The organism is Streptomyces sp. NPDC002088, assembly GCF_040296605.1.
Classification (GTDB): domain Bacteria; phylum Actinomycetota; class Actinomycetes; order Streptomycetales; family Streptomycetaceae; genus Streptomyces.
In genome coordinates this window covers 148,418-162,530 of the sequence record NZ_JBEOXO010000004.1, presented here as the reverse complement: position 1 = coordinate 162,530, position 14,113 = coordinate 148,418, and the positions used below count along the sequence as shown (strand labels likewise).

Annotated in this window: 12 protein-coding genes and 1 pseudogene; 12 read left to right on the top strand and 1 reads right to left on the bottom strand. The window is 70.9% G+C overall.

Features of this window, described 5'->3' with window-relative positions; genetic code table 11:
- Positions 1 to 122 precede the first annotated feature (122 nt).
- The 7 genes and pseudogenes from ABT114_RS10610 to ABT114_RS10580 all read left to right on the top strand — a co-directional run bounded on the left by ABT114_RS10610 (position 123) and on the right by ABT114_RS10580 (position 8,212).
- Complete coding sequence (locus ABT114_RS10610; RefSeq protein ID WP_351140816.1) at positions 123 to 596, top strand: MarR family winged helix-turn-helix transcriptional regulator; 474 nt, start codon at positions 123 to 125, stop codon at positions 594 to 596.
- 102 nt (positions 597 to 698) lie between these two features.
- Positions 699 to 2,288, top strand: a complete 1,590-nt coding sequence (locus ABT114_RS10605; protein ID WP_351140814.1) for an MFS transporter — start codon at positions 699 to 701, stop codon at positions 2,286 to 2,288.
- Positions 2,289 to 2,766: 478 nt separating this feature from the next.
- Positions 2,767 to 2,931, top strand: a complete 165-nt coding sequence (locus tag ABT114_RS10600) for a lysine biosynthesis protein LysW (protein ID WP_351140812.1) — start codon at positions 2,767 to 2,769, stop codon at positions 2,929 to 2,931.
- Positions 2,924 to 3,769 carry a transketolase gene (locus ABT114_RS10595; protein ID WP_351140810.1) on the top strand — a complete coding sequence of 282 codons (846 nt, stop codon included), beginning with the start codon at positions 2,924 to 2,926 and terminating at the stop codon, positions 3,767 to 3,769. The genes ABT114_RS10600 and ABT114_RS10595 overlap by 8 nt, the downstream gene beginning before the upstream one ends.
- A pseudogene (locus ABT114_RS10590) lies at positions 3,766 to 4,602 on the top strand (transketolase family protein); the annotation flags it as partial. The gene ABT114_RS10595 and the pseudogene ABT114_RS10590, both read left to right, overlap by 4 nt.
- Positions 4,603 to 4,796: 194 nt before the next feature.
- Positions 4,797 to 6,305, top strand: coding sequence for a pyridoxal phosphate-dependent decarboxylase family protein (locus tag ABT114_RS10585; protein WP_351140808.1), 1,509 nt, complete (start codon positions 4,797 to 4,799; stop codon positions 6,303 to 6,305).
- A complete protein-coding gene (locus ABT114_RS10580; RefSeq protein ID WP_351140806.1) occupies positions 6,302 to 8,212 on the top strand; it encodes a beta-galactosidase in 1,911 nt (636 codons plus the stop codon). The genes ABT114_RS10585 and ABT114_RS10580 overlap by 4 nt, the downstream gene beginning before the upstream one ends.
- 82 nt (positions 8,213 to 8,294) lie before the next feature.
- Here the strand turns inward: ABT114_RS10580 and ABT114_RS10575 are convergent, their stop codons facing one another.
- Positions 8,295 to 9,059, bottom strand: coding sequence for a sulfotransferase-like domain-containing protein (locus ABT114_RS10575; protein WP_351140804.1), 765 nt, complete (start codon positions 9,057 to 9,059; stop codon positions 8,295 to 8,297).
- A gap of 186 nt (positions 9,060 to 9,245) precedes the next feature.
- Between ABT114_RS10575 and ABT114_RS10570 the strand changes: the two genes are divergently transcribed.
- The 5 genes from ABT114_RS10570 to argC are packed head-to-tail and all read left to right on the top strand — an operon-like array spanning position 9,246 to position 14,050.
- The gene (locus tag ABT114_RS10570; protein WP_351140802.1) at positions 9,246 to 9,836 is read left to right on the top strand and encodes a beta-sandwich domain-containing protein; all 591 of its coding nucleotides are present in this window, start codon (positions 9,246 to 9,248) and stop codon (positions 9,834 to 9,836) included.
- Positions 9,833 to 10,873: a BtrH N-terminal domain-containing protein gene (locus ABT114_RS10565; protein ID WP_351140800.1), complete on the top strand. Its 1,041-nt coding sequence runs from the start codon at positions 9,833 to 9,835 to the stop codon at positions 10,871 to 10,873. The genes ABT114_RS10570 and ABT114_RS10565 overlap by 4 nt, the downstream gene beginning before the upstream one ends.
- Complete coding sequence (locus ABT114_RS10560; protein ID WP_351140798.1) at positions 10,870 to 12,177, top strand: DegT/DnrJ/EryC1/StrS family aminotransferase; 1,308 nt, start codon at positions 10,870 to 10,872, stop codon at positions 12,175 to 12,177. Before ABT114_RS10565 ends, ABT114_RS10560 begins: the two co-directional genes overlap by 4 nt.
- Positions 12,174 to 13,028, top strand: a complete 855-nt coding sequence (locus ABT114_RS10555) for a RimK family alpha-L-glutamate ligase (protein ID WP_351140796.1) — start codon at positions 12,174 to 12,176, stop codon at positions 13,026 to 13,028. Before ABT114_RS10560 ends, ABT114_RS10555 begins: the two co-directional genes overlap by 4 nt.
- The gene (argC, locus tag ABT114_RS10550) at positions 13,025 to 14,050 is read left to right on the top strand and encodes an N-acetyl-gamma-glutamyl-phosphate reductase (RefSeq protein ID WP_351140794.1); all 1,026 of its coding nucleotides are present in this window, start codon (positions 13,025 to 13,027) and stop codon (positions 14,048 to 14,050) included. Before ABT114_RS10555 ends, argC begins: the two co-directional genes overlap by 4 nt.
- The last annotated feature ends 63 nt before the right edge of the window (positions 14,051 to 14,113 follow it).

Here is a 14,113-nt window from a genome sequence, read left to right as displayed (position 1 = left end):
GCAGGGCCGCGCGGGAGCAGGGGGCGTCGAGACCGCGGAATACCCGTGCCGCCGCCGGGCGACGAATCCAGGCGAAGATAGGTATGTTGACATAGGTAAGAGCTCATGTTTACATTGCTTGTATGCCCGCATCCAGCGCGTCCGCCCAGGACCTCAGCCGTGTCGCCTCCGCGATCACGGCTGTCCTGCCCGCGCTGAACCGGGCGCTCGACCGGCGCGTCGCCCAGGACTTCCCGCACTCCAAGCCGTCCGAAGGCCAGTTGGCGCTGCTCCGGCTCGTCGGGGACCGGGACGGCCTCACCGTGCGTGAGGCTGCTGAGACGCTGCTGATGAAGCCGAACAACGTGAGCGCTCTGGTCTCCCAGCTGGTCGGCGAGGGGCAGCTCGAGCGCCGACAGGACTCGGCCGACAAGCGAGTCGCCCACCTGCATCTGACAGGCGAGGCGCGGCGGCGCGTCGACACGGTCGATGACCTCATTGCGGGCTACGTCGTCGAGGCGCTGCGCACCCTCACCGACGGGGACCTCGACGCCATCGGGTCGGCCCTGGGCGCCCTCGACGCACTGGCGCGCCGGATCCACCCCGCCGCCCACTGAACTCCGGCGCGGACGTCAGCCACCCGTCATCTGCTCGTGGCCGGCGTCTGAGCGCCGTCGCGTTCCGCTGACATCAACTCACCGAAGAAGCAAGGCACTTTCATGCCCTCCTCCACCACCGTGGACCACTCCGCCCTGCCCGCGCAGTCCCCGCCGACCGCCGTTCGCGGTCGCCGGGCCAACCCCTGGCTGACGCTCACAGCTGTCGCTTTCGGCCTCTTCATGGTCGGACTCGACGGCAGTGTCGTCTCGATCGCCAACCCGGAGATCGGCCGGGATCTGCACGCGTCCACCGCGGATCTGCAGTGGGTCACCAACGCCTACCTCCTCGCCCTGGCCGCCGCGCTGATCCTGGGCGGCAAGCTGGGCGACCGCCTCGGCAGGCGCACGTTCTACATGATCGGGGTGGCCGGGTTCACCGCCGCCTCCGTGGCCATCGGTTTGTCGGGCTCGATCGGAGGTGTCATCGCCTTCCGCGCCGTGCAGGGCTTCTTCGGCGCGCTGCTGATGCCCAACACGCTCGGAATGCTGCGCGCGGCCTTCCCCCCGAAGAAGTTCGGTATGGCGGTGGGTATCTGGGCGATGGTCTCCTCCGTGTCCACCGCGCTCGGTCCCATCGTCGGCGGCCTGCTCGTCGAGCACGTCAGCTGGGAGTCGGTCTTCTACATCAACGCGCCCGTCGGCGTCATCGCGCTCGTCGTCAGCGCGCTCGTCCTGCCGCAGAGCAAGAACTCCACCGGCCACCACCGCTTCGACGTCCCCGGCGTCGTGCTCCTGGCGCTCGGCATGCTGGTCGTCGTCTTCGGCGTCGTCAAGGGCGAGACGTGGGGCTGGAGTTCGGGTTCGACCCTGGGCACGCTCACCACGGGCATCGTGATCCTGGTCGTCTTCGGCTGGTACGAGACCCGGATCGAGCACCCCCTGCTGCCGATGCGGCTGTTCCGCAGCCCCGCGCTGACCATCGGCACCATCATCACGGCGGTCAACTTCTTCGCACTGCTCGGCGTGATCTTCTTCGTCATGCTGTACCTGCAGAACGTCCGCGGCTTCACGCCCGTGGAGGCCGGTGTGCGCACTCTGCCGCTGAGCCTGGCGTCCGTCATCGCCTCGCCGATCGGCGCGCAACTCACCGAGAAGTACGGTGCCCGGCTGTCCATGCCGCTCGGCATGCTCCTCCAGGCCGGCGCGGCCTTCGCGATGCTCGGCTGGGGCGTGCACTCGTCGTACTCCGCGCTGTGGCCGCCGTTCATCGCGCTCGGCCTCGGCGTCGGCATGGTGATGGCCGCCTCCTCCGACGCGATCGTCGGCAACGCCCCGGTCAAGGACGCCGGTGTCGCGGGTGGTCTGCAGGCCACCTCGCTCCAGATCGGCGGCGCACTGGGTACGTCCGTGCTGATCTCCCTGATCAGCAGCAAGGTCGGCTCGACGCTGACCGGCGAACTGACCGGTGCCGGGGTACCCGCCCGCATGGTGAAGGGGCTGGGAGAGGCCAAGGACGCGGTGGCCATGGGCGTCGCACCCATCTCCGGTGACATGCCCGGACAGCTCAGGGCCGCGGTCGTCGAGGGCAGCGGCCAGGCATTCATGAACGGTGTGCACACCGCCTCGCTCGTCACCGGGGTGCTGTGTCTCCTCGGTGCCGTCGTCGCCGTTGTCGGCGTACGGCGCAACCCCGAATCCGCCCGTCACTGAGGGCGGACGGGCGGTGAAGGCCCGGCCGGTGCGGCGAGCTCACGTCGGACGGTGAGCTCGGCTCCGGCCGGGCCGTTTCCGTTGTCGTGCCGGCTATGACATCCACCGCCTGCCAGGACGGGCGGCATCCCGGCTCGGGACCCGCCGGAGAGCTCCCACGCGTATAGGCTCCAGGACATGCGGATCTCCGTCTCCGAAGCTTTCCGCTCTGACCTGCGTCGACGTGCGGTTTGGGGCGCTTCGTAAGAGCATGCGGAACCAGTACAGCCCAGGCGCGCCCACCCTGGCAGCTGTCACAATTGATGCACAGTCCGTGAGACGGCACTCGGGATTCTCCGCTCAGCCGGACTCGCGGCGGTCAGCACAGTGCGTAGGTCTTCTCAACTTTCCTGGGACGTATCGCCGTCGGGCTCCGACTAGTTTCAGAGCCGCGCATCCTCTGCACCCCTTACCCCACTCATCCGAACCAGGAGCACCCATGCCTGTTTGCCTGGAATGCGAGGCGGAACTCACGCCTCCCGCACAGCCGCGCATCAGTGAGGTGTTCGAGTGCCCGGAATGTCTCTGTGGGCTGGAAATCGTCGCTCTCGAACCGTTGTTGATCGCGCTCGCCCCGGAGATCGAGGAAGACTGGGGTGAATAGTGCCGGGCGCGCGCTGAGCGTGCGCAGGCACATCGTCGAGATGGCTGCCACGGCGGCGGGCACCCATCTCGGAGGGTCGCTGTCGGCGGCGGACATCCTCGTCGCTCTCTACTTCGACGTCATGCGGGTGGACCCCCGGCGGCCCGACCGGCCGGACCGGGACCGTTTCATCCTGAGCAAGGGACACGCGGCCGCAGCTCTGTACGCCGTACTCGCCGAGCGCGGCTTCATCGAGGTGCGGGAGCTGGCCGAGTACGGCCGGGCCGGCAGCAGACTGGGCAGCCATCCGACCAAGGGCCTGCCGGGCGTCGAGTTCCCCACCGGCTCCCTCGGCCACGGCCTCGCCCTCGGCACCGGTCTGGCCCTCGCCGCTCGCCGGGACGGCCGGGACAGTCGCACCTTCGTCCTCCTCGGCGACGGCGAGCTGCAGGAGGGCAGCGTGTGGGAGGCGGCCTCGACCGCGGGCCGGCTCGGCCTCGACGGTCTGGTCGCGATCGTCGACCACAACCGGCTGCAGATCAACGGCAGTACGGAGGAGTACGGCACCCGCGAACAGCTCTCCGACCGCTGGCGAAGCTTCGGCTGGCAGGTCCGGCACGTGCCGGGACACGATGCGGCCGAACTGTGCCGCGTTCTGTCGGCCCGCCCCGACCCCGCCTCGCAGGCCCCGACGGTCGTCATCGCCGACACCGTCAAGGGACGCGGCATAGCCTTCATGGAGCATCACGTGAACAGTCACTACGCCGTGCTCTCGCCGCGGCTGCGGAAGCGCGCGCTCGCCTCGCTGGAGCGCTCCGCACGCCGGTCCGGCGGGTCCGAGGAAGTGACAGCGAAGTGAGCGAGGTTCTGCTCGACGGCGGCACGAGCGACGCATCCGCCGCCGGGCGACCGGTCTCCGGGCGTGAGGCGTTCCGCTCCGCGCTGGTTCGGCTGGCAGCGCTGGACCGGCGCGTGTGGTGCTGCGACTCGGACATGGGCGGGCTGCTCGGCTCCTTCGGTACCGAACTTCCCGAGCAGTACGTCGACGTGGGCATCGCGGAAGCGGCCCTGATGGGCGTCGCGGCCGGCCTGGCGGCGAGCGGGAAGATCCCCTTCGTGCACACGATGGCGTCCTTCGCGATGCTGCGCGCCGGCGAGCAGGTCAAGGTGGACATCGCCTACAACCGGCTGCCCGTCCACATCGCCGCGACGCACGGGGGCCTGTCCGGCGGGCTCTTCGGTCCGACCCACCAGGCGCTCGAGGACCTCGCCGTCGCCCGTGCCCTGCCGAACATCACCGTGGTGGTGCCCAGCGACAACGTCTCGGCCGCCGCGCTGGTGCCGCTCCTTGCCGAGCTGCCCGGTCCGAGCTACAGCCGGCTGGAGCGGCGCGGCGACGGTCAACCGGCCCCTGTCACGGACGAGCCCTTCGTGCTGGGAAGGGCGCGCCGGCTGAGGGCCGGCGGGGACGTCACGATCGTGGCCTGCGGCCCGTATCCCGTCCGAGCCGCCCTCGGCGCGGCCGGCCTCCTGCACGCGTCGGGCCTCGACGCCCGTGTTCTGGAGATGGCCACGCTCAAACCGCTCGACGAGAACGCCCTGCTCGACGCCGCGGTGGAGACGGGCCGGATCGTCACCGTCGAGGAGCACAACGTCATCGGGGGACTCGGCAGTGCGGTCGCCGAGGTCCTGAGCGAACAGGTGCCCGTTCCCGTCCGGCGGATCGGCGTCCGTGACTGCTTCACCACGTACGTGGGAGACCACGCGGAACTCCTGCGCCGTCACCGGATCACCGACACAGCCGTCGCCACGGCCGCCGCCGCCCTGTGCGGCGTCGCGATCGGTGACCAGCGAGCTGTCGGCCCAAGCACGAAGACAGAGGAGACATGGGAATCGAGTCCGTACAGCAGGAGCGGCAGGAGGCGGCCCCGCCCGCTCTGGACGCCGACGAGTTCCGGCGCATCGGCCGGCTGGCCGTGGACCTGGTCGCCGGCTACCTCGCGGACATCCGTGACCAGCCGGTCGTGCAGCCGATGTCCGAGAGCGGGCGTCGGACGGTGGCCCCGGCAAAGTTCCCGGAGCACGGTGCGGCGCCGGAGGAGCTGCTCGCCCATTTCGAGCGGCACGTCCTGCCGTTCCCGATGGGCAACGGCCATCCGCGGTTCTTCGGCTGGGTCAACTCACCGCCCTCGCACATGGGCATCATCGCCGAGTTCCTGGCGGCGGCCCAGAATCCCAGCTGTGACGTCGGGGATCTGGCGTCGATCCATCTGGAGACGGCCGTCACCCGCTGGCTCGCGGACCTGGTCGGCTTCCCTGCGGACACCGGCGGCATCCTCGTCAGCGGCGGTTCCGCCGCCACCCTCACCTGTCTGGCGGCGGCCCGGCAGCATGTCGCGGAACGGGTCGGCTGGGACCTGAGGCGCGACGGCCTGCAGGATCCGTCGCGGCCGCGCCTGAGGCTGTACGCGTCGGCCGAGGTCCACTCCTCGCTGCGCAAGTCCGTGGAGTTGCTGGGGCTCGGCCACTCGGCCGTCCGCACGGTCGCCGTGGACGCCGACCGCCGGCTGGACTCCGACGACCTCGACCGCGCGGTGCGCGAGGACCTGGCCCGGGGCGACCTGCCGTTCTGTGTCGTCGCCACCGCGGGCACGGTGAACACCGGCGCCGTGGACCGGCTCGACACCCTCGCGGACGTGTGCGCGCGCCACAGCCTGTGGCTGCACGTGGACGGCGCCTACGGGGCCGCCGCCGCCGTGCTGCCCGAGCTCGGCGAGGTGTACCGGGGGCTGGAGCGAGCCGACTCGGTCAGTCTCGACCCGCACAAGTGGCTCTCCGTGCCCATCGAGACCGGATGTGCCCTGGTGCGGGACGCCGCCCTGATGCGCCGCACCTTCAGCCACGTACCGCCGTACCTGATGACCGAGCAGGACGTGGGCATCGGCGGTGCGCTCGACTACGCCGAGTACGGCTTCCAGCAGACCCGCGGATTCCGGGCGCTGAAGACCTGGATGACCTTGCAGCACATGGGCCGTGACGGTCTGCGCACCCTGGTGCGCAGACATCTCGGACTCGCCCGGCGGCTGGAGGCGATGATCGACGCCGCGGACGACCTGTGGCGGATGTCGGCCTCGCCGCTGTCGGTGGTGTGTTTCCGGTACGCGCCCCCCGGCGGCCCGCATACGGCGGAGGACCTCGACCGGATCAACCGCCGGATCGTGGCCGATGTGCAGACGGACGGACGGGTCTTCCTGACCGGCACCGTCCTGGACGGTACGTACGTGCTGCGGGCTTGCGTACTGCACCACTCCACCGAGGAGGACGACGTGGCGGCCCTCGTCTCCGTCGTACGTGAGATCGGCCGCGAGATCGCGGGAAAGGCAGGACACGCGTGACATCCGTCGAGTGGAAGACCAACCGGGTGCTGTTCGGCGGCGACTACAACCCCGAGCAGTGGTCGAAGGACGTCTGGCGGGAGGACGTCCGGCTGATGGGGGAGACGGGTGTCAACCTCGTCATCGTCGGCATCTTCTCCTGGGCCTGGCTCGAACCGCGCCCGGGAGCACGGGAGTTCGGCTGGCTCGACGAGCTTCTCGACCTGCTGCACGAAGGCGGCGTCGGGGTCTCGCTCGCCACCCCGACCGCTTCACCGCCGCCGTGGATGGGCGACCGCTGGCCGCAGACCCTCCCCTGCTACGAGGACGGCGTCCGGCTCGGCAACACCTCCCGCAACCACTACTGCATGTCCTCGCCGGTCTACCGGGAGTTCGCCGCCGGGATCGTCACCGATCTCGCCGAGCGGTACGCCACGCATCCCGCGCTCCGGTTCTGGCACGTGAACAACGAGTACGGAACGACGTGCTTCTGCTCCGAGTGCGGCAACCGGTTCCGCATCTGGCTGCAGGACAGATACGGCTCGATCGAGGGCCTCAACGAGGCCTGGGGGACGGCGTTCTGGTCGCAGCGCTACGACGCCTGGACGGAGATCAACCCGCCCCGGCAGGCCGTCTACCACTCGAACCCGACCCAGCTGCTCGACTACAAGAGGTTCTGCTCGGACGCGCTGCTCGACTGCTTCCGCAAGGAACGGGACATCATCCGCCGCCACTCGGACCTCCCGGTGACCACCAACTTCCAGGACTGGGAGCGGCGGGTCGACGGCTGGCGCTGGGGCGCGGAGATGGACGTCGTCGGGATCGATCTGTACCCGGATCCCGGCGACCCCAATGGCCTGGTGGAAGCGGCCCTGTACGGCGCGATGGTGATGGACCTGACCCGCTCGGAGGGCTCGGGCAAGCCCTGGCTGCTGATGGAGCAGGCGCCCTCGGCACCGGGCTGGGCACCGGTAGCCTCGCCCAAGGCGCCGGGACTGTTCCGGCTCTGGTCCTACCAGGCGCTCGCCCGCGGCTCCGACTCACTGCTGCAGTTCCAGTGGCGCACCTCCCGGCAGGGCACCGAGAAGTTCCACATCGGCATGATCCCGCACGCCGGCACCGAGACCCGGGTGTACCGGGAGATGCGGGAGCTGGGCCATGAACTTCGGGACCTCGACGGGGTGGTGGGCACTCCCGTGCACACCGAGGTGGCCATCCTGCATTCGTGGGACAGCTGGTGGGCGGCGGAGTCCGACGAGGTGCCGTCCGAGCGGCTGAAGGTGATGGATCAGATCCACGCCTGGTACAGGCCGTTGTGGCAGCGCTCGGTAACCGTCGACTTCGCCCCGCCCGGCCGCGATCTGACCCGGTACAAGATGGTGCTCGCACCCAACCTGTATCTCGTCTCCGACGACGAGGCACGCCGGCTGGCCGAGTACGTGGCGGCCGGCGGCACCCTCGTGGTGGGGCCGTTCTCAGGTGTCGTCGACCCCGACGACCGGGTGCGGCCGGACGGTTATCCGGGGTGCTGGCGCGAACTGCTCGGGGTGCGGGGCGAGGAGTTCTGGCCACTGCGTGAGCACCAGAGCGTGGCGTGCGAGTCGAAGGCGTTCGGTAACTTCACCGGCCGGATCTGGGCGGAGTGGCTGACGGCCGACGGCGCGGAGGTGATGGCCTCGATCCACGGCGGGCCGCTGGACGGACGCCCTGCGGTGACCCGCAACCAGTACGGGGCGGGCATCGCCTGGTACGTGTCGACCTGTCCCGACCCGGACGCGCTGGCGCTGATCCTGCGGACCGCGTCGGACGAGGCGGGCGTCGAACCCGTCCTGCCGGACCTCCCGTTCGACGTGGAGGCAGTGCGCCGGGGCGACAAAATCTTCCTCCTCGACCACAGCAACCGGACGGTGACGATCCGCGAGGCCTGAGGGGTACGGCGTCCCTCTCGCCCCAGTGACCGGATCCTCGGCAGCCCTGCCGCGGACTGCCGAGGATCACCGGCTCAGGACCCTAGCCGTGGGCGGGCGCCGGGTCCTCGTCCGGCACGGCGAGGCGGGCGGCGTGCAACTCCTCGTAGAACGGCAGGTGGTGACGGAGATAGCCGGCGAGGACCGGGTGGTTGTGCACGGTCGCGGCGTACTCGCTGCGGGTGGAGACGAAACCGCCCGTCCGACTGGTGTTCTCGTGCCAGCGCCGGGTCGACGTCCAGTCCTCGCGCATGCCCGGCCGCCAGGCCAGCGCCTGCGTCAGGAACGGGATGCCCACGGCCGCGCAGTACGCCCGGACCGTCTGCTCCGGCCGTCGCACCAGGTCCTGTGCGTCGACGACGACCGGGCGGCGGCCGGTGGCCACGGTCACCGCCTGGTGGATCTCGTGGAGCCGCTCGATGCCGACCTCCTCGCACCGCAGGTCCGGGTTGAGGGCGAAGTGGGAGGCGATCACCTCGGCGGGGTCGCGGACGATGAACGTGTGGGTCGCCTCGGCGAGGAAGCGCCGGTCGGCCAGCAGTCCCGGGTAGGCGAAGTCCGTCGTGTCCTTGAAGAACACGGCACAGCCGCGAGCCATGGCGGTCAGCGCCTCGATGAGTTCGGCCTCGGTGCGCACCACCCGGCCGTCGATCTCCTTCTCCTGGAAGTCCGCGACGTGCGAGAACGGTTCGTGGACGACGGTGAAGTCGCCGCGCTCGGCCATCATGCGCAGGAACGCGGTGGACCGGGACCGCGGCGCACTCCACAGCCCGAGAAGGCCTGGGGACTGCTGCTCGGAAACGGTCATCGATTGCCTCCCAGGACGGTTCGGTGGGCCGAACTCTAAAAGCCGTCTCCCCTCATGTCCTCCGCGCACCGTGGAGCCCCGCCCCGTGCTCCTCGTCAGAATCCGTCACCGCCGGTCATACCTGGTGGGACGCGTGGGGTTCCTGCCGCGCCTAGTGTCCCCGGCGGAGAGGAAGGAGGCGGACACATGGACGCCAGCACACCGGCGGTCGCCCGGCACCGCCTGCTCGACCTCGCGGAGCACTGGAACAACCACGCGATGTCCACCGAGGACGACACCTCGGCAGGGGCGTTCAACGTGTGGGGCAACTCGTTCGCCCGGGAGTTCCTGCCGGCCCCTTCGGAGCGGGTGACCGTCGGAGGTGTCCCGTTCGTCTTCCCAGCTGGTGCGGAGCGGGGTGACAACATCCGCTGCGCCGGCCAGTACCTGGGTGTGCCGCACGGTGAGTACGACTGGATCCATCTGCTGGCGGCGGGCGAGCGCAGGGTGGAGGACGAGGTCGCCCTGCATTTCGCCGACGGGCAGGTGGACTTCGAGGCGGTGCGTGTGTCGGACTTCTGGGCGGCGCCCGCGGTGTTCGGGGAGCGGGAGGCCTTCCGGACCCCGGTCATGCACTACCCACACCATGTGCAGCAGGGAGTTCCCGCCCTGCTGTGGGCACAGCGGATCCCGGTGACCCGGCGCGCCCCGCTGACCGCGGTGCGGCTTCCCGACCACGTGGCCCTGCATGTGTTCGCCGTGACCCTGGAGCAGATCGGCAGAGGAGAGCCCCGATGACACCCGTGCGCACCGGTGAGCCGGTGTCCCTGTGGTACCGCGACCCGATCAGCTGTCTGCAGGCCACGCTGGGCTCGGTGGTCCTGGGCCGGGGCGGTGACCCCCTCGAAGTCCTCGGCGCCCACTGGGAGTTCCGTTATCGTCCGGGGGACGTACGGCCGGAGGAGTTCTACTTCCCGTGCGCCTTCGACGGCGATCCGGCACGCAGCATCGCCCCGTACCACGGACTGCGGTCAGGGTGGCACACCGCGGCCGACGGCGACCGTCCGCTGGCGTCCCTCGCTGCCGAGTTCGCCGAGGGCCGACTGGTGCTGGCCGGCGTGGACAACTACCACCTGCCGTTCCGCCCGGCCTACCACGATGTGCACGCCGCGCATCTCCTCGTCGTGTACGGCGTGGACGAGGAGGCGGGAACCGTCTGGGTGTCCGACGCCATGCCCCCGGCGTTCCAAGGTCCCCTTCCGGTGGAAGACTTCCTACGGGCGTGGACGTCGGCGAATCCCGACGACGAGCAGGACGCGTTCTTCAGCGACGCGCCCATCGCCACCCGGTATCTGACGGTGACCGTCGACGCCCCGCTGCCCGAGCTCGACGCGGCCACGCTGGCCCGCGTGATCGGGAACAGCGTGGAGGGCTTCACCGGCGGCGTGCATCCGGTCACGGGCGGGCTCGCGGGCTGGACCGGTCTCGCGGGACTGTCCCGCTGGCTGGAGTGGACCGCCGAAGGCGCCGGGCGCGGTGACGGCTCGGCCGTGCGCGACATCTATCCCCTCGGCTGGGCCATGCAGGCCCAGGCCGCCCTGCACGGCGAGTTCCTGCGCACCTGGGGGCAGCGGCATGGCCTGCCCGCCCTGCGCGAGGCGGGCCGGCGCGTCGAGCAGGTGGCGCACGCCTGGACCGGCCTGCGGATGAGCGCCGCGCACGGTCACGGCGACGCCCGGACGGCGATGCCCGCACTGCTCCGGCACGGACGACGGCTCGAACGCGCCTACGCGACCGCAGTGGAGACCCTCGACCATGCAAGGAAGGTGCTGTGACGTCGGCGAAGAGCAACACCCTGGCCGCGTTCGGCGGTCGGCCCACGGTGCCGAAGCAGCTGCGCAACCCGGACTGGCCGGTGATCACCGAGGAGGACCGGGCGGCCGTCCTGGACGTCCTCGGTACGGGACCGCTGGTCTCCAACGTGGACGGCAGGAGCGCGGTCCGCGACCTGGAGGACGCGTGGGCCGAGCGCTGCGGCGCCCGCTGGTGCGTGGCCACGTCGAACGGGACCACCGCGCTGACGGCGGCTCTGGCCGCCATGGACATCGGCCCCGGTGACGAGGTGATCGTTCCCGCGCTGAGCTTCATCGCGAGCGCGCTGGCGCCGGTGCACCAGATGGCGGTGCCCGTCTTCGCCGACGTGGACCCGGTGACGTTCACCCTGGACCCGGACGCGGTACGGAGCCTGATCGGACCGCGTACCGCGGCGATCCTTCCGGTCCATCTGCACGGTCACCCCGCGGACATGGACGCGCTCGGCGAACTGGCCGGCCAGCACCGGCTCGCCGTCCTCGAGGACGCCGCCCAGGCGCATGGTGCCGTCCAGCACGGCCGGAAGGTCGGCACCATCGGAACCGCGGGCGCGTTCAGCCTGCAGGTGACCAAGAACCTGCCGACCTGTGGCGAGGGCGGCTTGCTGCTCACCCAGGACGCCGACGTGGCGCGCAAGGCACGTATGGCACGCGAGTTCGGCGAGGTCATCGAGCCGGGCGCCGAACGCGACTACGTGTCGTACCTGCTGGGCTGGAACCACAAGATGAACCCGGTGCAGGCGGCGTTCACGCTGTCCCAGCTGCGCCGCTTCGACGCCTACGAGGAGGCGCGCCGACGGAACGTGACGCGTCTGCTGGAGCGGCTCGGTGCGCTGCCGGGGCTGGTCGTGCCGACGGTGGCGGCGGGCAGCAGGCACGCCTGGCACATCCTGCGGTTCCGTCTCGACCCGGTCCGGGCCGGTCTGGACGGTGTCGCCCCGGCCGCGTTCCGCAAAGCCGTGCATCGGCTGCTGCGTGCTGAAGGGGTGCCCGTCTCCCGCTACCAGGTGCTTCCCCTGCCGCTGCAGCCGGTGTTCGTGGATCGCACCGGCTTCGGGCGCGGCCACCCCTGGACGGCGGCTCCACGGCGCCCCGTCGCGCAGGCGGGCGACTTCCCGGTGACGGAGGCCGTCATCGAGGACTCGCTCACGCTGCAGAAGCGGCATCTCAACCCCGACGCCGGAGAAGCCCTGGAGCGGTTCGCCGACGGGTTCGAGAAGGTGTGGCAGCACCTGGACACGGTGGCCCGTATGGCGCGTGCCCGGTGAGCGCGGACATAGCGGTCGTGCACTCCCGGGTGCGCACCGAGGAGAAGGCGCTCTTCGAGGCTCTGGAACGGCGGAACCTGCCGTACACCGCCGTGGACACCCGGCGCCTGCACGGATTCGCGGACGCGGCACCTGTGAACTGGCGGGTGGGCCTGAACCGCGAGCTGTCGCTGTCGCGGGCGGTCTACGCTGCGCGCACCCTGGAGGCGTACGGCCTGCACATGGTCAACTCCGCGTGCGCCACCGAGGTGTGCGGTGACAAGTGGCGGACCACCCTCGCCCTGGTACGGGCCGGGGTGCCGACCCCGCGCAGCGCGCTCGCCCTCACACCGACTGCCGCCCTGCAGGTGTTGGACGAGCTGGACTACCCGGCGGTCTTCAAGCCGTTGACGGGTTCCTGGGGCCGGCGCGTGTCCCGGATCAACGACCGGGAGGCGGCCGTGGCCGTCCTGGAGCACATCGAGGCACTGCCCGCTCCGGGTGACCACCTCGTCTACGTCCAGGAGCTGATCCGCACGCCCGGCCGGGACATCCGCGTCGTCGTCGTGGACGGCACCCCGCTCGGTGCCGTCCACCGCACTTCACGGGAGTGGCGCACCAACGTGGCGCGGGGTGCCGAGGTGCGGCCCTGTCCGCTGACCGAGGAGCTGGCCCGGCTCGCGACCGCCGCCGCCGGTGCGGTGGGCGCCGATCTGGCCGGCGTCGACCTCGTCGAGACCGAGGACGGACGCCTGCTGGTCCTCGAGGTCAACGCCGGCCTCGAGTTCACCGGCTTCCAGCGGGCGATGGGCGGCGCCGTGAACGTGGCCGATCGCATCGTCGACGTACTGGAACGGAGGGCCGGGTCGTGATCCGAGCGGCAGTCGTCGGAGGGGCCGGCTACATCGGGGGCGAGCTGCTGCGCCTCCTGCTCTGCCATCCGCACGTCGATCTCGTCGCGGCCACCTCCCGCAGCCTGGCCGGCCGCCGGATCGACGGCGTCCACCCCAACCTTCGGGGACTGACCTCGCTCACCTTCACCCGGGTCGGGGAACTCCCGGAGTGCGACGTGGTGTTCACCGCACTCCCGCACCGGGAGGCCATGCACACCGTGCCCGGCCTCTGCGCACACGCCGAGGTCCTCATCGACCTCTCCGGCGACTTTCGGCTCACCGACCCGGAGGTGTACGCCGCCCACTACGGCGTCCCGCACGCCCGTCCGGAGCTGCTGTCCGGTTTCGTCACCGGGCTACCGGAGCTGTTCCGCGCGGAGCTGCGGACGGCGAACCGGATCAGCGTGCCCGGATGCATGGCCACCGCCGGCATTCTCGCCCTGCACGCTCCCGCCTCCGACGGGCTCCTGACGGACGACGTGGACGTCGACGCCCGCACGGGTTCCAGCGGTTCGGGCGTCATGGCCGGCCCGGAGAACACCCACGCGGAACGCAGCGGCGTCCTACGCCTGTTCGCCCCTACGGGACACCGGCACGAGGCCGAGCTCACCCAGGCCGTGGGCCTACCGGCCCGGATGACGGCCACGGCCGTCGAGGCGGTGCGCGGCGTGCAGGTGCTGTGCCGGGTGCGCCTGGCCGACGGCATCGACGAGGCGGCCCTGCGCTCCAGCCTGCGCCGCCACTATGCCGACGAGCCCTTCGTACGCCTGGTGGCGCAGCGGCGGGGCGGCTACCGCTACCCCGAGCCCAAGATCCTCTCCGGCTCCAACTACTGCGACGTCGGCTGGGCCGTGCGGCCCGGCACCGGATCGGCGCTTTTGGTCGCGGCGCTCGACAACCTGATGAAGGGCGGCAGCGGCAACGCGGTGCAGGCCATGAACGTGCGCTTCGGCCTGCCGGAGCGCACGGGTCTCGAGTTCCCCGGCCTGCACCCGGTCTGACGCGGTGGCAGCAGGCACCGGCGCCCCGGTCCGACGCCGCGGGCCTCACACCCGGCCCCGGAC

Excerpts from the sequence above, each read along its gene's own strand:
- ABT114_RS10575 (WP_351140804.1), bottom strand. The coding sequence starts at position 9,059 with ATGACCGTTTCCGAGCAGCAGTCCCCAGGCCTTCTCGGGCTGTGGAGT.
- ABT114_RS10565 (WP_351140800.1), top strand. The coding sequence starts at position 9,833 with ATGACACCCGTGCGCACCGGTGAGCCGGTGTCCCTGTGGTACCGCGAC.
- ABT114_RS10610 (WP_351140816.1), top strand. The coding sequence starts at position 123 with ATGCCCGCATCCAGCGCGTCCGCCCAGGACCTCAGCCGTGTCGCCTCC.
- ABT114_RS10605 (WP_351140814.1), top strand. The coding sequence starts at position 699 with ATGCCCTCCTCCACCACCGTGGACCACTCCGCCCTGCCCGCGCAGTCC.
- ABT114_RS10585 (WP_351140808.1), top strand. The coding sequence starts at position 4,797 with ATGGGAATCGAGTCCGTACAGCAGGAGCGGCAGGAGGCGGCCCCGCCC.
- ABT114_RS10600 (WP_351140812.1), top strand. The coding sequence starts at position 2,767 with ATGCCTGTTTGCCTGGAATGCGAGGCGGAACTCACGCCTCCCGCACAG.
- ABT114_RS10570 (WP_351140802.1), top strand. The coding sequence starts at position 9,246 with ATGGACGCCAGCACACCGGCGGTCGCCCGGCACCGCCTGCTCGACCTC.